The organism is Spirosoma endophyticum (assembly GCF_900112365.1).
Lineage (GTDB): Bacteria > Bacteroidota > Bacteroidia > Cytophagales > Spirosomataceae > Spirosoma > Spirosoma endophyticum.
Genome location: NZ_FOLQ01000012.1, coordinates 166,828 through 186,656, shown reverse-complemented (window position 1 = coordinate 186,656; position 19,829 = coordinate 166,828). Strand labels below are relative to the sequence as shown.

Here is a 19,829-nt window from a genome sequence, read left to right as displayed (position 1 = left end):
GGTGACTCTCCCAACTCGGTTTGATGCAGGACCTCCTACCGATCAACTAATAGGTGGGCCAACCCTGTAAATCCAACCGACAAGGGGTAGGGAAAAATATGATGAAGAATTTAGAGCCAGAGCCCGCAAAAAACTCAGCGCTGGCCTGAGTATCCAGAAGGTATCCAGGCTGATGGGCGTCTGCCCGACGACGCTTTACAAATGGGAAAAAAGAAACCTCATCCGTTGCAGAACAAATCCCTAATGGGGATGGAGATGAACTGGACTCGGTACGGGAGCTACTCCGAACGGCGGATTACGAACGGGATATGTTACAAAAAGCGTCATAAATTCAGTTCCGATCTCGCTGAAAAGTGCCATCCGTATAAGTGGTTCATGACGGATAGAACCCGTTGGATAAGCCAATATACTTTGCCAAACACGTCAACGATCTTTACGGTGTAAGTGCCCTGAACTAGGTCGCCCAAAGCCTACAATCCCTTTACTACCCTTATTTTAGACGTATTTGAATCCAGATTGTCTGCATTTGAATCCAGAATGGTAGCCCCGAAAGGAGCATGGGAGTGAGCTTTGTGTAGGACTAACGATACACTTTTCCATGATTATTTTCCCCCCTGTCGCAAGACATTTCTCCAGATGTTTCCTTGGCTTTCTGTTAAGCAGTTTAGCCAAACAGTTACTGGCCCAAACTATTATTTATGTAAGACCTGACGATAGTCGAATGACGAGATACAGAACCTGCTGGGCACAAGCTTTTGATAAAACCCAACTACAGGCAGCTATCGATAACGCACTCAAAACGGGTGCGAATCAAGTCTAGGTAGACAAAGGCGTTTATAAGCCCACTACCAGAATGGATCGCACAATTTACTTTAATTCATATCCAGAGGTGAGCGTTTATCGGCTATTCGGTATCGGTACTAGCAAACGAGTGGCGAGCTAAGGGCGCGACCCGGGTAGCCGTTGTATTTAGAATAAGCCAATTACTCATAATTCGTACTTGTCAAACCGTGTTTAACCAACTCTATTTTTACCTCAATCAACCGTCTATGAAATCAATCTATTTCTGTACCGCTTTACTGGTCTGTCTGCTGGCCAGCCCGGCCTTTGCTCAGGTAGAATCCCAGGCAATTTATATGAAGATCACGGATAGTGACGGCAATATAAGTGGTGACGTTACCACCCGAAATTATGTGGGCTTTATTAACCTGGCGAGCGCCCAGTTTAGTATGACAAGACCAAGCACTGAGTCAAGAGCCACCTTAGGTCCCATAACTATCACTAAAGCGGTTGACGTCTCATCGACGAGACTTATGCAGACCTTGGCCCCTTCAAGCGCTACTAAGTCTCGTTTGGATAACATTGAAATCGATTACGTCAAATCGGTAACTCAAAGGCCGATTAGTACATTTTACAAAATTGAGTTAACGAACGTTTCTGTAACCCACCATTCGGTTAGTCTAGTTCCCGACTGCCCCAACGGCTGTTCAGATACGGCGGAGAGTTTTGAACTTACCTACCAACGAATCAAAATAACGACTTACTCGTTTGACACTGGGGGACGAATAACAGCAGACCCCAATCCATTCACGTACGACTTACAGACAGGTGCTCCCTTTTAAGGTACCTCTACGTCAAACCCCATTCGGTATGAGACCGTTTTTTACTTTATGGCTGTTAAGCGTTGTAGCGCTAGCTGGTGCAATTAAACCGGCCAGGGCCGAACCCATAGGAAGTTTTTTCGCCGACTTCTGCCAAGCTTTTCCAGGGCCAGCCGATAGTTCGGCGGCCCGTTCCAGCCAACAGGCGAATAAATTAGTCGCTATGACTCAAGCCGGTTATTACTCGATCGAGTTGAGTCTAGATAGCCGGTTACGAGCTTCCTGCAATACCTCGCTGGTTGTTAAGTGCCCGGTACCGCTGAGTCCAATGCCGGTTAAGCTGATCGACTTTAGTGGACAACGGCTGGATGTGGGCCATATCCAGTTGAATTGGATCACCAGTGCCGAGATTAATAATGACCGCTTTTCGATTGAGCGTAGCTCAAATCCGGCAGTGGGTTTTGAAGTGATAGGCTTAGTACAAGGGAAAGGCACCACTGATCAAAACGTAGCCTACCGCTTTATTGATTCCTCTACAAGCGCCGGGTATACGTATACGTATTACCGCCTAAAGCAAATTGATTATGATGGCACTTATAGCTACAGTCAGATTATTGCCATCCAGGGAATCCGTTCAGCGCTATCAGTAGTGGTGTTCCCCAATCCAAGCGAAGCACACCAGCTTACCTTTCGGCTGTCCGGGGTGAGCGCGAGTGATGAGTTGTCAGTGGTAGTTTATGATGCCCAGGGGCGCCTGCTCTACCAGCAACAAAATGCCGTACTAGACGCCAGTCAACAGGTGCGCATGCCCGTTTCCGTATGCGTTCCAGCGGGCCGTTATTATGTACAAGTGAGGGCAAAAAATCAGCAGGTGACCAGTCCATTCCTTGTCCGGCCATAATCGATTTAGTTGTTCTTGGGCTTGGAAAGACAAGCGGTAGTTTATTCGTTTTACGGTCTTGTCCTTCTTTTATTCGGACCTTTTTCCGGAAGGGTAGATATGTAGTCGGGGGCCCCTCAACAAGCGGCTTTATCATGTCCAAAAAATGGGTACCGTTTAACGGTTCATGACTGCGCTCCTAGGTTTGACTTATGTTAGCGAATGGAGATTATACTAGTACTCTTCCAATTTAATCCTTACATCAATTTGGATTATAAGCCGGATTCACCTGCTCATACCACCGCTTGAGTTTGGTTTCAGCCGTAACCGCGGTAAAACTCCAATGCACCTTCACAGCACGCTGGTTGGCTCACTGACCCAAAGACTAACCTGACGTTCCAATTCTTCCAGACTACCAATGCGCCGATCCAAGCATTGGCGGGCCAGCGCCGAGAATTCGATCTCCGCTGCGTTCAGCCAAGAGCCAAGCTTTGGGGTATAATGAAACGCCAATTTATGAATCAACAACCGGGCTTGGGCCAGCGGCAAATGCTCGTAAAAGGAGCCGTATTTATGGGTATTTAAATTGTCCTGCACCAAGTCAATATGCTCAACATCAGTATAGTAAGTTGTCACCAGTTCGTGCATGAACTCCGCATAATCGGCCTTTGTGCGTTGTTTGCGCACTTGAGTATAGCGTTGCCCGGTGTCCAGCCGGGTGGCCGGAGCCATCATAAGCTAATAATACCACACACGTTCCTTTTCTGACATATTCGTTGTCCTCTTTGGCAGCTTTGCCTGGTTGAATGGGTAGGGCTGCTATCATTTCATCCAACAATTGACACGGTCGTTCATCAAAGCATAATCGCGCCCGGCCCGGTGGGGTTGCTTGGGTATAAACGGCCAAAACGTTCTCCATTTTGGCTAGATATTCGCCGTCTACTTGCCCGATGCACCATTGCTTTTTAAGCCAGGGCTTGAGTTTACTTTTTTTAGGGTTAAGCGTACCGATTCGTCATCAATGTGGATGTCGAGTTTGACTAACCGTTCATTAATCAGGTTCGCTGTCCAGCGAGTACGCCCATCAGGAGCCTCACTACAGGCGATTTGAGTGATATGGGCCTCCACTTGGGGGGTCACTTTGCGGGGTTGGCCGGGTCGAGCTTTCTCCCCAATGGCTCTTTGCAGGCCCGCTTCCCGGTAGCGTTTACGCAAGTTGAAGACCGTGGCCAGACTGATACCCAACGATTGGCTAATTTGCTGGGGGTGTTGGCCCTGATGGGAAAACTGCAAGGCTCTGGCTCTGGTCAACTTATGAGCAGCGTCTTTACCTTTACGAACGAGTTGGTCAAGTGTTGTGAGATCGGCTGCCGACAGCACAAACGGTTTAGCGATTTGGCCCATGTCGGAAAGATAGCTACTTTTATCTAACCATTAAATTGGAAGAGTATTAGCAGGAACAAGTTGAACAACTTTGGTTCTGATAGATAAACGTACTCTTTAGTAGGTCGATCGATAATACAGCTCACCAGGTTGTGGATTTCAAACGTACACCCTGTGGATTTTCAGCATCCGATAGTTTGATTGCCACCTTAGCCGGTTCGACTTGATAATTCATTTGCTCAAGTTTCAACTCAGTCGGTTTGGCATCGCGGTTGATATTGCACTTGGGTGCACAGGAATAAAAACCCCGATATTTCCCATTGGTGGGTTGCATGGAGAAGGAGTGGCTGGCTTCGTTCACAGTTACGATACCCTTAAAATAGGTGTAGGCTTCCGTACGACAGTTGTAGCTGGTGGTTGAATTGATCACGTATTCTTCGTACGTGCCATCCGCATGAAAATCAAAAACCAATGCCTGCTCGTAGGCGTTGCCCGCATAGGTACCGTTGTAATTCCAGAAGTTGGTCGGTGAGAAGGTGCCATAGGACAACTTGCCCACTAATTCAGCCGGAATTTTAGGGGGCGAGGCTGGCGTACTGATAGGCGGTGTGGTGGTGGGATCAATTCCATTCGATCCCTCTTTTTTGCAGGCTGCCGATAGCATTCCTAGGGATAATAGGGTAATAAATAACTTTTTCATTTACCTGAGTGGCAGTGTTTACTTAGCCTTTTCGTTTGATACAAAACAAAGCAAGCCCTCCCATTTCCACTAGATGAATCTTCATCAAAAGGCCAAACGGGTGCTTGAAATGCTAGAAGTAAGCCTTGAACTCGGATGGACTTGCAACAAAACACTAGACAAATTTTTAAGCAACATTTTGCAGTTGCTCATTATAATAGTCAAAAGGGGAAAGATAGCCTAGCGCCGAATGCCTCCGTTGACGATTGTACCGCACGGATTTCCATAGTACGTTTGAGTTGTGTTGCAATAAGAACTCAAAATGGCAGTACTTAGCCTGCTAATTGAGCAACCCATCTAAGGAAATCCGAAATTCTATCGCCAAGTCGGTGAACCACGTAGGCTACGGGTAGCAGTTTACAATTATTAATATAAGCCGGTCAATTAAACGCCCTATTTAAGAAGCACGTATATGAATACTCCTGCATCCCATTTTGGGGAGGGGTTTGTGGGATTCTTGAGTTTTCGTAGCTTGGAGAGTGAATCAGTAATTATCCCCCATCATTATGAAACACGTTTTCTTGATTCTTTCGCTCTTCACACTTTCAACCTTCGGACGCGCCCAACAAGTCGATAGTTGTTCTTGTCAAGCGAACTTGAAAGCCTTAGTTGACGTCGCTAAAAGCCGATACGCTGGTTTTGAGGATAAGATATCTAGTAAAACCCTCAAACAATACAACGACCTTCGCCAAAATCTTGAGCGGCAAGCTCAGCTTACTTCCCCGAACGGTTGTCTAACGATATTGGAAAAGTATGTGGCCTTTTTTAAAGACGACCACTTTACAATTCACTATTCTGATCTGACAACCGCTTTGCGAAAACCAGTAAAGGCCAACGAGTCACCCGCTCAGATCAGCCGCTATTTATCGGCTTACCAAGCGAACTTAGCCCCAATCGAAGGCATTTGGCGCGATATTGATGATCTATATCAAGTTAACATCTACAAAGACAAGAAAGACCCTAAGCACTATACTGGCAGTATTGCCAGCACTAAAGTGGCTAATTGGCAAGCGGGATTGGTCAAGTTTCGCCTAAAACAGACGCCAGCCAAAGGATTCGAGGCCGTTTACTACTTCCGGGATTTTACCCCCGTCCATTATACGGCTTCTTTACAGGGGGATATTCTTAAATTTTCCGGCTTTGGCGGCTACTGGGTACGAACAGCCGCCAAGTTTGAGAAACCGGCCCAGTTAGTCCAAACCATCGATTTATTAACCCAACATAGGCAGCTTCCTAACCTGAGTTTCAGGGTCATTGATCCCAACTTTTGTTACTTGAAACTAAACTCGTTTAATGTGGCTGATTCAGCCTTTAACAGCGTATTGATTCAATACAAAGAGGTCATTAGTCGAACTCCCCATTTGATTATTGATTTGCGGGGTAACGGGGGTGGGTGTTGTAGCCTGGATTCGTGGGGCGAGTTCATCCGGCTGATTTACACGCAACCCATTGTTGATGCAGGTGTTACGGAGAAAGTAGGGGGCAAACTCATCAGCTATCCCGGACGCACCGTTCGACGGGATAGTGTAGCCAAGATGCCTCAAAAGATAGCTTTGTTGATTGATAGTGGCGGGGCTAGTAGTGCGGAATTACTGCTCGAGTATGCCCGGCAAAGCAAGAAAGTAACGCTGTTTGGCAGTCCGACGAGTGGGACGATGGATTATGGGGCTGTTCGGCCCTACCGTCTGCCCTGTGGTACTTACGAAGGCTACGTGGCCACCATGCGATCAGACTGGACTTTGCACGGCAAGATTGATGAAACGGGTTACCAGCCTGATGTGTTGATTGGGGATTATCAATTCGATTGGATACAGGTAGTGATGGCTTATTATGGGGGAAAATTCGTCCCGAAGACCAAGTAGAATTCAAAGCTATCCCAATAGTAACCTATGTAGATCGACCCAACTGCTTCAATAATTGGGTCGAACAACAGCGTTTCCTAAAACGCCCGTTTATTGGTCCACTAACTTGGCAGGCAATAAATGGTAGCCAGAAGAGAACTACAACGGCTCGAGATGATCACTCGCGATCCTAACTTGACACGTGTCATTGATTAATTAGTAATGGCTGCATCCCAACCCTCAACCCTCGTCGAAGAGATTCCCGACTAGCATGCCGTGCTGATTGAAAAAGCGAATTTTGTTGCTTATACTTCTGGCAAAAGGTCTGCCGCTTAACCCGTGGTCGCCATCGGGGTAGACCATCAACAGGTCCGCCGTTGGCTTTTTTCCTTTTCTACCTGGAGCAACTACCTTTACCGCAGCAGATCAGATCGCGCCACCGGCTTGTTAGCGTTTACGGTGGAAAATTGCAATAACCCCCCTCTGAAATGAATACACGAAGTCTTGGTTTTGTTAAGCGGCTAGGAATCGCCGTCTTGCTGATGGGCGTAGGGATTGGTGCGATCCGAGTACCATCTCTGGCTCAAAAGCCCACTGCGTATGCCTCCTTTAAGCCCGGTGCCGTGTGGCTGGCCGATGATGGGCTGCCCATTGACTGTCACGGGGGCAATATTATTTATAGTGATTCGCTGAAAACGTTTTATTGGTACGGTGAACACCGGGCAGAGCCACGGGGAGCCGCTTGTTATTCATCGAAAGATCTGTATAACTGGAAAAATGAAGGCGTCGTCCTTAAGAAAGGAGCGATTGACGTCTTTGAACGACCCAAAGTCATCTATGATGCTACCCGCCATCAGTACGTGATGTGGTTTCACTACGATGGTAACCGCTATACGGTGGCTGAACTGGGCGTGGCCATCAGCGATAAACCCACCGGCCCCTTTGTGGTTCAGCACCATTCCCGGCCCAATGGTCATGAATCACGGGATATTGGGTTATTTAGGGACCCCGAAACCAAAAAAGCTTATATTGGCTACGCAGCTGATCATGTTAACCGCACGATTCGGATGGTCGAATTGTCGGGCGATTACCTGAGCACCACGGCCCAGGACACCGATATTGAAGCCCATTGCGAAGGACCGGGTATTCTCAAGCAAGATGGCGTCTATTACCTGCTCACCAGTGGGTGCAGCGGCTGGACCCCTAATCCGGCCACCTATTACACGGCTTCCAGCCTTATGGGACCATACACCAGCCAGGGCAACCCCTTTATTGGGGATGTGGGTAACAACTCGTTTAATTCTCAGCCCTGTTATATTTTTAAGATTCCGGGCTACAAAAACGCTTACCTCTACATGGGCGACCGGTGGAACGGGGGCGGTCATGCTGACTCGCAGTATGTCTTCCTGCCCATTACCATTACCCCAGCTGGTAAGATGGAACTTCACTGGTATGCGGAGTGGAATCTAAACCTGTTTACCCCGGAGAAGACTGCTCGGTAAGTTGTAGTGACCAGGGGCAAACTGTGTGGCTTGTCAATGGCGAGTCAGCTCATCTGCTGTTTTAGACAATGTTTCAATTGAAGTAGCTGCCCGACCAACCCTCCTCCTTCTCACTTAGAGGAGCGATTTGTGAGACGATTATTTTTACTACCTGTCAACGCCAGTCAAAGAGCATACGACTCCTTATAAAGTACACGGCCTAGCTATTGATTGAAGTAGCTAGGCCGTGTAATTTAAAATGAAATAAGACTATCGCTGTTTGGACTGATAGGCCGAAACGGTCTGGTTGTCCTGGTCGAAATCTATTGACAGTAGCGCATTATCTAATTCATAATACCAGCTTTCTTTAGTCTTCTCAATGGTTCTCATCGTAGGAGGACCGAATTGATTAACTATATCACTACTGGTCGTTTGGCCCTTGTTGATACGCATTATCTTCTCGGTATCAATGAATGACTTCTTCGAGCCTTTTTCGAAAAAACGAAAATTAGTTATTAGACCAATAGGCTCATTGATAGCCACCTGAAGCGTGGAGTGAGTGAGCAGATCGCGATAGCTAATTTCTTTGCCTGAAGTAGACACGTTCACGTAGGTAGGTTCTCCTAAAAGACGGACAAGATCCATATCGGTTGTTCCTGCCACCAGAGATTTTAGCTGTTGAGCCGCCACTTTTTGGGGGACGTCTAAGTCGGCTGCATTATATTGAAGCCCAGCCATTGTATGATCAGCATTGAATTGAATACTCAATCTAGCTTTGCTGGTTTTATAATACCAGTGGGTATGGTACTTATCTGAATCAATGATCGTGGGTAGTCCTAATAGATTTTTGATTTCTTGCTCAGTCGTCTTGCCCCTTTGCCATTTACTGATTGTGTGGTAATCCAGTTTAGTTGTATTATTATGAGTTTCAGACAAGTAATTTATTCCCGTCTTGGCCAGTAAGTGCGTTGAGTAGCTACTCAACGGACAAGACAAACTTACCGCGAGTACTAAGTGGATCGTCTTCATATGATTTGGTTAAGAGTTATTGCTAGTCTGTTAGCCAATAACTTACGATCGGCTTTAAGCGGTATATTTATTGAATAAAATATATTTTGTGGCCGTTGAATAAGGGGTATCACATTGCCTAAGTCCCAACTCTTAGGCTAGCTACTTTTGTACAGTCCGTTTCATGAAACGCCATTTTTAGCAGCACTTATATGAAACCCACCTAGTCTCACGCGGGAGCGTTTACTGAGATTGATTTTTGAAGATAGTCGTTAAGATAAAACACACTGTAATTCATATTGCCTTTTCTCAACACTTATACCGGAAGCCGTGGAAATCCTTGGTAGTACTTATTACGGACCTGTTAGCACATTTTGCGCTTTAAGTTGTATTTTTAGGAATTAGTCATCATGATGGCACTTATGTGACAGGAAAATTTCCGTTTTATAGCTTTACCTTTCAAAATTGGTTATACAATGAAGCACTCAATTCGTACTCTACTAGTTCTGGTGGGCTTAATAAGCTCTACTACTCTATTGGCTCAAGTTAAAGTCACCACCGAGGTCAGTGGTGATGCTGGTACGGGCAAGCAACTTATTCAGGTCAAAGCCACTGGTGGATCTGGTCAGTACAGTTACGCTTGGGGTATGACCACGCCAGGTGCCGTGCCGCCAAATAATGCCTCGGAAGTTTTGCTAGTACCGTCTCAAGAAGCGGAATACATTGTTTTTGTCAGGGATAAAGAGACGGGGGCTAGTGCTTACTCGACGGTGGTAGTGAAAACACTGGCGGTGAAGGAACAGCATCTGCTTAGAATGCCTGGTGAAGATTACAAATTGAAGCTCCGTTATTCGGCAACAAAATAATAATTTCTCAACATAGAATCAGTTATACAACAGGTCTGGTAAATGTACAAATGTCTAACCCTCAGTTAGTTTGTACATTTACCAGACCTGTTGTATAACTACACTTATTTAAAGAAACTTTTCTGAGATTACGATTTAACGTTCCTGTTAGCTATCATACGAAATGTGATAGTCCATAATGGTTTAGTTCTTCTTAGGCTGAGTTCTAGTAGGCATCACTCGGAACAATGAATCGACGGACCAATGCGTTACTGGCTCGCTTTTAGCTTTCACACTCACTGAAACTTGTTCTTTAGAAGTTAAAGCAACTGGCATAGACCGGTTAGGCATAGGTATTGCATCCCCCTTCCCATTTCGAGTAGGCATGTCTAATGCATTCCCTTGACCTTTGAGGATAGGCATATTGTCGATAGTCTGATTCTGCAATGAATCGCTTATTTCCTTGACTGAATTTTGTTGGGCAAAACTTGCTGTTACAATTAGCAAGCCTACCAAGGTTGCTACTATTTTCATGGTCAGTTGTTTATACGTTTATACATAGACCCGTCTATTACCGTTAAGCTTGTTGTAAAAGTGCCATTATGGTAGTTAAAGCTTCTGCTCTTAGGCTAACTACTCACCTATTATTCGTCTCGTCAAACGCCCGAATTAATGAGCAGATACACTTTGCTCCATTCGTCTCAAGTGGGAGCAATTACTGAGACGTTGTTAAAGGAATTAGGTGAACACTTCAGCACGGGCTGTCCAACCCAGATAGTCAAAATACAAACTATCGAATGGCTAATGCCTGGGTACTTTCGCCCTAAACTTGCTCCTTAACTCGTTTACCAGACTGCTGAGCCAAATAAAAATAAGCAGGCCTGCAATAATAAACAGCGCTTTCAGCTTAAAGGAGAAGCCCACAAATTGCGCCTGACCGTCCAGTGAGAGTTCATACCGAATCCAGTAGCGCTCAACAATTGTCGTTACACGGTCAAAGGGGAATGCTTCGTCGTAGATGAGCGGAATAATCAACCGGTTACTCGTATCGATAAAGCCATATTTGTCCTTCATTCGAACCATTGAGAGGCCATGCTGATAATACGAAGCAAAATCATAGGCCAACGGCGTGCGCACCTTGCCCGACTTGTCGATATGGCCGAACTTACCATCAATGGCCACGGCTGACCGATCTTCAGCGGTAAAGCCGGTTGCTTCATCGTACAGATGGGGGATGCGCAGCTTACCCGTTTTGTCAATACAACCCCATTTGCCCCTCTTTTTGACCCAAAATAGGCCGTTGGTTGGCTTGCGGGTATCGGTATAGTAGAAGGGAACGATCAATTCGCCTGTTGATGGACTAACGTAGCCGTACTTATTACCATACTGCACCCGTTGCATGCCTTGGCCCGAATAGGTGTAGTCGACATCAATGGCATCGAGGGCCACTGGAACTTTCAGCGCCAAATCGTTGTCGATGATGCCAAATTTTCCCTGGTATTTAAAGGCTGAAACCTGATTGGACCGTTTGAGTTGCTCTTCGACAAACGGGGTGAAATTGAAGTTAAGAATAAAGAATTCGCCCTTTCTCCACCACAAAACGTCTTCCTGGGTGTCGTGGTTACAGATATGATCAATCGTCGCGTCCTTAATCAAATAGTCTTTTGAATAGTGCTGGATGGGGATCTTATAGACCTCTTTTCCGGTCCGATCAATGTAGGAAAGTCCGTAGTGAGAGTCGGCGGGGTAGATGACCCAAGTTTTGCCATGGCGAAACCGGTCAGTGGAGATGTATTTAGGCTCGATAATGATCTTACCCTGTTTATCGATAAATCCGTGAAGACCATGACCTTGCGGATTTAATTGCATGGGGACAAACTCGGCTAGTCCTTCTTCGAAATCCCCAATGTCGCGGTAGGCTGGGGTTAGTTTACGTCCGTTTCTGTCGGTCAGGAAGGTTTGATAGGCACGGCACGCCTTAATAATCTCTTTGACCACATAAACCTCGCCATAGTCTTGGCATTCATCGTATTCAGTCAGCCAGGCCTCAGTTGGTGAGGTGTTGGTCTGGGCCAATATTCTGGCCGATGGCAAGAGTAGGGAAAGAAATACGAGGTTTCGAACAGTAGCAAGGGGAGTTGGACATTGGTTTGAAACTCCCTTCTGACTATTTATATTACGCCAGATACCTCTGAAGTAATTTTGGAGCATACACGTTAATTAAGCAATGAGACTGACTATTTTAGTTAGATGTTATGCCGTTCTAGATTCCATAAAATTACATTGGTAAATGTAGACTAGAGATTCGTTGGGGAGCAATGTAATTGGCTGATCAATGCATTTACAAGTTTTCTTGATAGGGGAATAAATCAGTGGTTGCTTCCTGCTTTGCTCATACTAATAATCGCCCCATTTAAGAAGCAGATACATGAACGTTCCAACGTCCCGCGTTTAGAGCCTTATTTTGAGAATGCTTGTTCAGCAGAGGATGAGCGAACGGAACTTAAAAGGGCCTCAAGTTTACTGCCCTTGCTGCCGACATAACACTGCCCAGCCTACTCAGCGGTCCCTATTTTCTTAACCAGGTTGGAGGGCAAATAACAGTTGAAGCCTGTCTGTTGTTGCAGATCCGCTAACAAACGGATCGTTTCTACACTACTCATGCCGATGGCTTCCCGGCATTGATCGACTTTGACCTTCGCTTGAGGAGTCAAGGAGCTACTCAAGTAGCCGAAGTGCGTCTCTTGACCGTTAGTCTTGACGGCCATATACCAGTCATCAATCATCGCAAATTCGTAGGGTGACAGTTGCCCGGATTTCAGAGCCTTCATGAGCTTGGGTTTCACATGGGGGTACACGGTGTCTTTTAAGGCGTAGGCTTTACTGATGGAGTTGTGATGACTCAGCATTACCGCAGCCCAGTAGCCATTGTGAATCAGTCGCTCACCGGGGTAGCCGTACTGATCAATAATCGGGAGTAGTTGAGTCATCTGCTGCTCACTGTGGGGAGCAAAGCGTTTTTCGGCGTACCGCTCTTGGGTAGCCCCAATGCGAAACAGCGCCAACAGGGCCTTTCGCTGATCCTTTTTAAACATTTTCTCAACCCGGGCCCGAACGTCCTGATTTCCCCCGTTTTGGTAGAGTGCTCTGAGCGAGTCGTATTGTTGTTCAACCACTCTCCACTGCGGGTCGCCTTGGAGAGTAGTGACCAGGGCATTTTTCTTTAGGTCGCTCAGGGTCCAGCCCGTAGCGATTGCTTTCTTAAGATAGGTAAACGCCTGCTGTTTTTGGTCCACTTGTAGAGCCAACTGCGTGGCCACTTTGTAGTCCCTTGAAAAGACGAACTTGTAGCCATCAAACACCTGTTTGTACAACGCGAATGCCTCTTGATAGTGCTTGCGAGCAATAAGCTGTTGAGCCCTGGCAATGGTTTGATGATAGGTTGTATAATCGTTTTGATCGGCTTGGCCAGGCAGACTAGCCGGGTGGAATGCACCGACGCGAAGGGCATTCAGCAGCAGATAAAGGGTAAGGAGTTGGTTCATGCTAGCGGTTTTACTATTCAGACGCGGCTAGGGGTCGGGGGGTTGTAAGCCGTTAAGAAGTTTTAACAAACTAGTGACTGTTGAGGGCATAAGAGTCCTCTTTCTGGATTCTTCTCAAACCAACGGCAGCATAAAGGCAGATGGATAAACTCGTTCGTCTCATTTGGGAGCGTATTATGAGATTAAGGAAACTATCTTTACCTGCTTTGACCTTGTCAACATGGCTAACTAAACCCGTTTCTTGCTCAACTTCTTCGGATTGTTATCCCTTTTACTAGATCGTCAAACCGCTATATACCGGTAGAGTTTGCGAAGGGTCATTATCGAAACCTGTCAATGGATAGTGGTCATGTACCTTAATGACTATCATTCTTGAAGGAGTACATTCCACATCCGTGATAGGCTAAAAACAACCGACACTATTCAGATCGTAAACTCTTCACCGGGTTCATCAACGCGGCTTTCACACTTTGAAAACTGACGGTTAGCAACGCAATACCAACGGCCGCCAAACCCGCAAAGGCGAACATCCACCACTCTATGTCAACCTTGTACGCAAAACGCTGTAACCAACGGTTCATGGCGTACCAAGCGATGGGCGAAGCGATGAGCAAGGCCATAAGAACCAACTTAATGAAGTCTTTGCTGAGCAGGGCAACAATATTGGTGACCGACGCGCCGAGTACTTTACGGACACCGATTTCTTTGACCCGCTGTTCTACGTTGAACGACGCCAACCCAAATAAACCCAGACACGAGATTAGAATAGCAATGAAGGTGAAATAACCAACCAGCGTCGTTAGCCGGTTTTCGGATTCGTAATTCTTCTGAAAATCGGCATCTAAGAAACTGTATTCAAACGGTTCGGCCGGATTGATCCGCTGCCACACGCGGCTAAGCGTTTGCAACGTAGTTTGCAACTCGCCCCCTTTAAGATTTACCACGACGTAGTTGTAATTTGGCTTGAGGTTGAGCATGAAGCCAAAGGGGGTAATGGGGACGTGAAGGTCTTCAAAGTGAAAATCCTTCACCACCCCCACAATCGTGTAGCGGGAATCCTCCTCAACGGTCTGTTCACCAATAGCGGCCTGCGCTGATGGATAGCCTAATTCTTTCACGGCTTTTTCGTTCAGGATGATGCGGTGGTTGGTGTCGGCGGGGAAAGCTGCCGAAAACAACCGACCTGCTACGGGTTTGATGGCCATCGTTTGCAGAAAGTCCGGGTCAACGCGGTTCAGGCTCGTCGATTCGCCATCACTTTTGGTTTGGCCTTCGCCGTAGAGCTGGGCACCTTCGGCGTTGAAAATGCCCGGATAATAGGCCGATGCCCCCACCGAACGGACTTGTGTCGTGCTGGCCAGCGCCTGTTTGAGAACCGGATAACTGGCCTTCGCCGTTTCACTACGTAGTGGGATGATCAGTTGTTGCTCTTTGGCGAAACCCAAATCCGCCGAGCGTAGGTAAAGCATCTGTTGGGTAATGACTACTAACGCAATCATCATCACCACGGACAGTGTGAACTGTACGACGACCAGGCCCTTTCGCAAGGATGCGGCTGACAATGATCCCCCCAGGCGCCCCGGCCCGCCTTTTAGCACGGCAATGGGCCGATACGACGACAGATAGAACGCCGGGTAACTGCCGGCCAGTAGGCCTGTAAACAGGCTGATGCCAAAGAAAGCCACGAGCAGTCCCATCCACTGACTCACCGAAAAATGCAGCGTTTTGCCCGATACGGTCTCAAAGATGGGCGTCATCAACCCCACCAGTCCCACGGCCAGCGCAAACGCAAACACGCTTAACAACAGCGCCTCACTGATAAACTGTAGTATCAGCGATGTCTGTTTAGCGCCTAGCACTTTTCGCACGCCCACCTCGGCAGATCGCTTGCCCGACCGCGCCGTGGAGAGGTTCATGAAATTGATGCCCGCAATCAGTAGCGTAAATAAAGCAATCGACCCCAGTACGTACAGGTAGCTCAGACTGCCGTTAGGCGTTACGTTCTTGGTCAGATCGGTGTGCAAGTGAATGTCGCGCACGGCGGTCAAAAATAGCTTATTATCTCGCCCCGTGCCGGCCAGGTCTTTCCGCATATACTTCTCCACAAAAGAGGGCAGCTTGGCTTCCAGCTTGTGAGCGTCGGTACCGGGTTTCATCTTCAGATAGGTAAAGAATATAGTGTTGACTACCAAGCTCGGGGTACTATTTATATGTCGGGCCATCCCCCCCCCGGCATACGACAGAAAGAACCGCGCGTCGATGTGGGAGGGAACTGTACCCGGCCGAAACACGCCCGTGACGGTGTAATCACCAATGCCGTTGGTGTTACTCTCGACATGAATAGTCCGGTTCAGGGCTGGTTGCCCGCTAAACAGATTCCGCGCAATCGTCTCCGATAGCACGATGGAATTAGGGTTAGCCAGCGCCTGTTTTGGGTTGCCTTCCACGAAGTCGTATTGGAAAAAAGTGAAGAACGTCGGGTCAGCCAGAAAGCCTTTCGATTCGTAGAACACAGCCGATTTGCTGTTGGCTGCGGTGGCCTGTAGCAACGTCTTGTCATCACTGAAGAGGTTTAACAGCCGGGTGGCACTGCTAATTTCGGGGTATTCCTGTTGCAGGGGATTTAACAGGCCGTAGGGCGTGGTGGCCAATGGCTGGTCGCCGTCGGAATTCACAAAGACCGTTCCGACCTGGTAGAGCCGCTCAACGTTGGGGTGTTGGGTGTCGTAGCTCAGTTCGTCGTAGATATAAAGACAGATGAGCATACCGCACGAGAGGCCTGCCGACAGTCCGACGATGTTGATGGCTGAAAAGGCTTTGTTTTTAGCGATATTCCGCCAGGCCATCAGGAGATAGTTGCGTAGCATAACAGGATTTAGTAGAATGGGTTGATGATACTCCTTGCTTTGTTTGGTGTTTGACCTTGAAAAGGGGCGAATTAGTCGCAGGACCACCAGCGCATACCGCCAGCGGGCTCTTGAGGGGCCAACAGTCTTGACCCAGTAGGTGTACATCTCCAGCAGATCACCTTGCAGTTCATCTTCCATACCGATCGGACTAAACCGGCTCAGTAACCACTCAGCCCAGCGGGGCGGTGTTGGATGATCCGAAACGCCAGACCGCGCTGAGTCAAGATACCGGCGAACGTGATTGGTTAGGCGCCCCATAGCTGTACGACTTCGGTTGGAATCTGGTTCCACAATTGGCTGCGCAATTGCCGACTTTCGATCAGGGCTCGCTGACCAACCGTCGTCACCCTAAACAACCGTTTTTGACGCCCGCCCCGCTCGGGGGTGGCTCCCCCCATCTGGGAGGAAACAAAACCCTTTTCGGCTAACCGTTGCAGGGTGGTGTGGACCGTAGGAAAGCTGATGCTACGCCCCATTTGCTGATCAATGGTTTGGGTAATCAACGCACAGTAAGCTGCTTCCTGTAGGGTAGCTACCGTCAATAAAACGACTTCTTCCAACTCTCCTAAAAACACCCGTTTCATACAGCGATTGATTGTAGTTGCCATTACTATAGGCTTTGTCGTACAAATACCCGGCCAAACTTTCTTAATGGTCTTATTTAGCTTGAATGGGTTATATTCTATTTTTGAGAGAGGCTTATTTGTCCAAAAATGGACAGGCTAACGGACAGAAACGGACAGTGTTTCAGAGTCTACTTAAACACCCATTTCTTGAAGCATATGTATGAATACTCTTTCGTCTCAAGCAGGAGCGTATTATAAGACAATGATTTTTTTAATATCTGTCTAATGCTATCCGTAGCATACGGTTGACATGAGTACAGGCAGTCTTGACCCTAAAGCCAGACTAAAGACCTTAAAATATCCATTGTGATGTAAGGATTCAACTTTCGTCAAGACTACTTAAGTGCGGATCAATTCATGGTAATAACCAGTCGCTTCCCATCGGTTATCACCACGTCATAGACGGATTCAATGTCGGATAGATCAACCGTAACGGTATCTGCGGTGAGCTTTCCGTCGGCAGCCAGTTGAAACATATCCGGTAAGATCTCGCGAAATAGTTGAACTACCTCCTGCCGTGTCCAACTGCCTAAGCCCGAGCCGGATAGCTGTAGATTGACGCTGCGCAAATTTTCAGCGGACAGTTGGACCTTATCCCCGGTGACGCTCCCAATGGAGACAAAGCGTACCGGGTGGGTAAAGGCCCCTTTGCCTTTTAGAGAGGCTAACAGCAACTCCGCCGAACGGCCCCACAAATAATCGACGATCACGTCAACCGGCGTACCACTGTGGATCGCTCGAAGTTGGGCTAGAAAATCCGCATCTGGCTGATCCACCGAAATGACTTCATCCGCTCCCAGGCTCAGCAATTCCTGCAGTGAGCTGGGATTACGGCCCGTGGCAATCACTCTCTTGGCTCCATAGTGTTTGGCTAGCTGCACGGCCAGTCGGCCTGTAAAGCCGGTAGCTCCGTTGATCAAAACCACCTCCCCGGCTTGCATACGGGCCCGGAAACGTAGTCCCATCGCCGAGCCAATCACTCCGTTAGGCAGGGCCGCTGCTAGGGCGTCATTCAACTCATTGGGTACGATCACCATCCGGTCTTTCTCCACGACAGCTTGTTGAGCGACCATACCGCTCACGCCCATGGCGTAGACTCGAGTACCGTCGGCTAGCACACCCACGCCATCACCCCCAATAATTTTGGCTTGACCAGCCGATTGAGGGTCAGCGGAATAATGGTTACCGCTAGCTTGGCCTCGGTCGATGTGTTTAATGGCCGCCGCTTTAAGAGTCAGCAGTACTTGGTCTTCGTTCGATACAGTCGGGTTAGGCATCTCGGCATAACGTGGCCCTCCCCCTTGTGGATGCATAATGGCCGCTTTCATCTTGTTTATTGGTTGACTATTAAACTATGGTTGTTAAAGAACCAGTGTTGATTGACTTAGTGATGGAGCTAGCCACTTGTAAGCGGTGATAGCTCGCGTAGGAAATCAGAGCGAATACCAACGCTAGCAGCGCCGACGCAGAGTCGCGGACTGAATCGCCGGAAGCTAGATGCGCGAAAAAACCTGAAATGACTGTGATTACGAAGCCCGCGTAGGCCCACTCTTTGATTCGTCCTTTTAGCCAGGGTAGCACGAGCACGGGTACTCCAATCAGCTTAGCGACTGCTAGCTCTACCCGGAAATAATCCGGAAAACCGAAATGAGCACAAAGGCGCCGGGCCTCCTCAGATGTCAGGTAGGCATAGGCGTTGCCCAGCATCCATAGACTGAACATAACCGTCGTTAGCCAATAAATAATGGTTAATCGTTTCATTGTATCGCTTATTTTGTCATTGCTGATACAAAGGTAAAGGGCCAGTAGGCCCTCCGACGATAACATTTGTTATCAAATTCCGTATCCTGGCTTTGCTAGTTGGGTCGAGCGATTTTGGCTTTAATCCGGCTCAAGTGAACCCGGCTTACGCCCAGGTAGGAGGCAATGTAATGCTGAGGGACGCGCTGGACGATATGCGGGTTTTGCGTTAGCAGATTCTCATACCGCTCCTGAGGGGTATCCCGTATCAGCGAAAGAAAATGCTTCATATAATCTAGGGTGCGCCCAAACAAGGCCTCCAGGATTTGGCTACGGATAGCCGGTATCGCACTGACCTCTTCTAGTATTTTATCGATACTCGCTTTGTCAATCCACCACAAAGTACAAGGTTCGACCGTCTCAATAGAAAACAAGCTTGGCACACTATTTCGGAAACTCTCAATGGAGGAAACAGTCCTGTTCTCAAAAAAGAACTGAAAAGTAATATCCTCTCCCTTCCTGTTGAACCAAACCCGTAGGCATCCTTTTTCAACTAAATAGGCTTTGCGGGATATATCCCCTTCTCGAAGCAGAACGGTCCTGGCCGGTACCTGAATTTGGTGAAAATAGCCGGTATACTCCTCCCATTTTTCGACCGACACGGGGAAATTTTTTCTAAATTTCTCAAACATGATGATTTAGCTAATTTGGCCACTAAGCGTAGCGGCTGTAAAGTAACTAAATGTAGAGTCGGTTCGGTGGTGCCCTGTTAAGCACAGGCAGTCTACGGGCGGTCGATAGTGCGCCCTGATGTGTAGACGTCATTGGTAGAACTGCACAAACAACTCCATCTCTTTAAACGCCCATTATTTGAAGCATATGTATGAAGATTCTGTCGTCTCAAGCAGGAGAGTTTTTTCAGACACGGAAATGACGACATTCCAAGCCTTGTTGCGTACGTCACACCTCCATTTTCCTTGACCTTAGGAATTTCCTCTCGAACAGCGTCCAATATCTCCTCGGCTAGCGTCTGAATCCGCTGCTCAATAACTTGTAAAGGCTGTCCTGTTTCTTTAGCGATCCGCTCGGCTTCAAGTTGTTCAAGCACCCGTAAATGGGCTTGCGTTACTAACAGCAACTCCTTTAATTCAAGTATATCCAGGTGCATTTTCGGATGGTTAAGTTTACAGGCGGTAAGTTAACATGAAGGCTAATTCGTCTCAAGTTGGAG

At 47.6% G+C, this 19,829-nt stretch carries 19 protein-coding genes; 6 read left to right on the top strand and 13 right to left on the bottom strand.

The genetic code is table 11. From position 1 onward, the window contains the following. Positions 1-70: 70 nt before the first annotated feature. The 3 genes from BM202_RS39095 (at position 71) to BM202_RS24825 (ending at position 2,502) form a co-directional block, all read left to right on the top strand. A complete protein-coding gene (locus BM202_RS39095) occupies positions 71-244 on the top strand; it encodes a transposase (protein WP_093831260.1) in 174 nt (57 codons plus the stop codon). 805 nt (positions 245-1,049) lie between these two features. Next, complete coding sequence (locus tag BM202_RS24830) at positions 1,050-1,622, top strand: type VI secretion system tube protein Hcp (RefSeq protein WP_093831226.1); 573 nt, start codon at positions 1,050-1,052, stop codon at positions 1,620-1,622. A gap of 28 nt (positions 1,623-1,650) precedes the next feature. Beyond that, positions 1,651-2,502 (top strand): T9SS type A sorting domain-containing protein, encoded by an 852-nt coding sequence (locus BM202_RS24825; protein WP_093831224.1) that lies wholly within the window; start codon positions 1,651-1,653, stop codon positions 2,500-2,502. Positions 2,503-2,832: 330 nt separating this feature from the next. Here BM202_RS24825 and BM202_RS24820 read toward each other — a convergent pair whose 3' ends face one another. The 3 genes from BM202_RS24820 to BM202_RS24810 form a co-directional block, all read right to left on the bottom strand. Next, positions 2,833-3,216: a transposase gene (locus BM202_RS24820; protein ID WP_093831222.1), complete on the bottom strand. Its 384-nt coding sequence runs from the start codon at positions 3,214-3,216 to the stop codon at positions 2,833-2,835. Positions 3,217-3,420: 204 nt separating this feature from the next. Continuing rightward, positions 3,421-3,885 (bottom strand): helix-turn-helix domain-containing protein, encoded by a 465-nt coding sequence (locus BM202_RS24815; RefSeq protein WP_093831220.1) that lies wholly within the window; start codon positions 3,883-3,885, stop codon positions 3,421-3,423. Between the two features lie 121 nt (positions 3,886-4,006). After that, positions 4,007-4,564, bottom strand: coding sequence for a hypothetical protein (locus BM202_RS24810; protein WP_093831218.1), 558 nt, complete (start codon positions 4,562-4,564; stop codon positions 4,007-4,009). 545 nt (positions 4,565-5,109) lie between these two features. On the opposite strand from BM202_RS24810, the gene BM202_RS24805 reads away from it, so the two are divergent. Beyond that, positions 5,110-6,465 carry a S41 family peptidase gene (locus tag BM202_RS24805; protein WP_093831216.1) on the top strand — a complete coding sequence of 452 codons (1,356 nt, stop codon included), beginning with the start codon at positions 5,110-5,112 and terminating at the stop codon, positions 6,463-6,465. A 467-nt stretch (positions 6,466-6,932) separates the two neighbouring features. Continuing rightward, a complete protein-coding gene (locus BM202_RS24800; RefSeq protein WP_093831214.1) occupies positions 6,933-7,946 on the top strand; it encodes a glycoside hydrolase family 43 protein in 1,014 nt (337 codons plus the stop codon). A gap of 249 nt (positions 7,947-8,195) precedes the next feature. On the opposite strand, the gene BM202_RS24795 is transcribed toward BM202_RS24800, so the two are convergent. Then, positions 8,196-8,954: a hypothetical protein gene (locus BM202_RS24795; protein ID WP_093831212.1), complete on the bottom strand. Its 759-nt coding sequence runs from the start codon at positions 8,952-8,954 to the stop codon at positions 8,196-8,198. 455 nt (positions 8,955-9,409) lie between these two features. Here BM202_RS24795 and BM202_RS24790 point away from each other — a divergent pair, with 455 nt between their 5' ends. Further along, a complete protein-coding gene (locus tag BM202_RS24790; protein WP_143100747.1) occupies positions 9,410-9,799 on the top strand; it encodes a hypothetical protein in 390 nt (129 codons plus the stop codon). 183 nt (positions 9,800-9,982) lie between these two features. On the opposite strand, the gene BM202_RS24785 is transcribed toward BM202_RS24790, so the two are convergent. The 9 genes from BM202_RS24785 to BM202_RS24745 form a co-directional block, all read right to left on the bottom strand. Beyond that, positions 9,983-10,312, bottom strand: coding sequence for a hypothetical protein (locus BM202_RS24785; RefSeq protein WP_093831208.1), 330 nt, complete (start codon positions 10,310-10,312; stop codon positions 9,983-9,985). A 267-nt stretch (positions 10,313-10,579) separates the two neighbouring features. Next, on the bottom strand, positions 10,580-11,872 hold the full coding sequence (locus BM202_RS24780; RefSeq protein ID WP_245776772.1) for a WG repeat-containing protein: 1,293 nt from the start codon (positions 11,870-11,872) through the stop codon (positions 10,580-10,582). A gap of 461 nt (positions 11,873-12,333) precedes the next feature. Continuing rightward, positions 12,334-13,323, bottom strand: a complete 990-nt coding sequence (locus tag BM202_RS24775; protein WP_093831205.1) for a hypothetical protein — start codon at positions 13,321-13,323, stop codon at positions 12,334-12,336. A 419-nt stretch (positions 13,324-13,742) separates the two neighbouring features. Beyond that, positions 13,743-16,490, bottom strand: coding sequence for an ABC transporter permease (locus BM202_RS24770; RefSeq protein WP_218160604.1), 2,748 nt, complete (start codon positions 16,488-16,490; stop codon positions 13,743-13,745). Further along, positions 16,478-16,816, bottom strand: coding sequence for a PadR family transcriptional regulator (locus BM202_RS24765; protein WP_093831203.1), 339 nt, complete (start codon positions 16,814-16,816; stop codon positions 16,478-16,480). The genes BM202_RS24770 and BM202_RS24765 overlap by 13 nt, the downstream gene beginning before the upstream one ends. 392 nt (positions 16,817-17,208) lie before the next feature. Then, positions 17,209-18,186 carry a quinone oxidoreductase family protein gene (locus BM202_RS24760; RefSeq protein ID WP_093831201.1) on the bottom strand — a complete coding sequence of 326 codons (978 nt, stop codon included), beginning with the start codon at positions 18,184-18,186 and terminating at the stop codon, positions 17,209-17,211. Positions 18,187-18,205: 19 nt separating this feature from the next. Then, positions 18,206-18,619 (bottom strand): DoxX family protein, encoded by a 414-nt coding sequence (locus BM202_RS24755; protein ID WP_093831256.1) that lies wholly within the window; start codon positions 18,617-18,619, stop codon positions 18,206-18,208. Between the two features lie 95 nt (positions 18,620-18,714). Further along, positions 18,715-19,290 carry a Crp/Fnr family transcriptional regulator gene (locus BM202_RS24750; RefSeq protein WP_093831199.1) on the bottom strand — a complete coding sequence of 192 codons (576 nt, stop codon included), beginning with the start codon at positions 19,288-19,290 and terminating at the stop codon, positions 18,715-18,717. 92 nt (positions 19,291-19,382) lie between these two features. Further along, complete coding sequence (locus BM202_RS24745) at positions 19,383-19,766, bottom strand: hypothetical protein (RefSeq protein WP_093831197.1); 384 nt, start codon at positions 19,764-19,766, stop codon at positions 19,383-19,385. Positions 19,767-19,829 lie beyond the last annotated feature (63 nt).

Bases quoted from the DNA above. Each gene is read 5' to 3' on its own strand.
- BM202_RS24820 (WP_093831222.1), bottom strand. From the start codon at position 3,216: ATGATGGCTCCGGCCACCCGGCTGGACACCGGGCAACGCTATACTCAA.
- BM202_RS24760 (WP_093831201.1), bottom strand. From the start codon at position 18,186: ATGAAAGCGGCCATTATGCATCCACAAGGGGGAGGGCCACGTTATGCC.
- BM202_RS24825 (WP_093831224.1), top strand. From the start codon at position 1,651: ATGAGACCGTTTTTTACTTTATGGCTGTTAAGCGTTGTAGCGCTAGCT.
- BM202_RS24765 (WP_093831203.1), bottom strand. From the start codon at position 16,816: ATGAAACGGGTGTTTTTAGGAGAGTTGGAAGAAGTCGTTTTATTGACG.
- BM202_RS24770 (WP_218160604.1), bottom strand. From the start codon at position 16,490: ATGGGGCGCCTAACCAATCACGTTCGCCGGTATCTTGACTCAGCGCGG.
- BM202_RS24805 (WP_093831216.1), top strand. From the start codon at position 5,110: ATGAAACACGTTTTCTTGATTCTTTCGCTCTTCACACTTTCAACCTTC.
- BM202_RS24785 (WP_093831208.1), bottom strand. From the start codon at position 10,312: ATGAAAATAGTAGCAACCTTGGTAGGCTTGCTAATTGTAACAGCAAGT.
- BM202_RS24830 (WP_093831226.1), top strand. From the start codon at position 1,050: ATGAAATCAATCTATTTCTGTACCGCTTTACTGGTCTGTCTGCTGGCC.
- BM202_RS24795 (WP_093831212.1), bottom strand. From the start codon at position 8,954: ATGAAGACGATCCACTTAGTACTCGCGGTAAGTTTGTCTTGTCCGTTG.
- BM202_RS24790 (WP_143100747.1), top strand. From the start codon at position 9,410: ATGAAGCACTCAATTCGTACTCTACTAGTTCTGGTGGGCTTAATAAGC.
- BM202_RS24815 (WP_093831220.1), bottom strand. From the start codon at position 3,885: ATGGGCCAAATCGCTAAACCGTTTGTGCTGTCGGCAGCCGATCTCACA.
- BM202_RS24745 (WP_093831197.1), bottom strand. From the start codon at position 19,766: ATGCACCTGGATATACTTGAATTAAAGGAGTTGCTGTTAGTAACGCAA.
- BM202_RS24810 (WP_093831218.1), bottom strand. From the start codon at position 4,564: ATGAAAAAGTTATTTATTACCCTATTATCCCTAGGAATGCTATCGGCA.
- BM202_RS24775 (WP_093831205.1), bottom strand. From the start codon at position 13,323: ATGAACCAACTCCTTACCCTTTATCTGCTGCTGAATGCCCTTCGCGTC.
- BM202_RS24755 (WP_093831256.1), bottom strand. From the start codon at position 18,619: ATGAAACGATTAACCATTATTTATTGGCTAACGACGGTTATGTTCAGT.
- BM202_RS24800 (WP_093831214.1), top strand. From the start codon at position 6,933: ATGAATACACGAAGTCTTGGTTTTGTTAAGCGGCTAGGAATCGCCGTC.
- BM202_RS24750 (WP_093831199.1), bottom strand. From the start codon at position 19,290: ATGTTTGAGAAATTTAGAAAAAATTTCCCCGTGTCGGTCGAAAAATGG.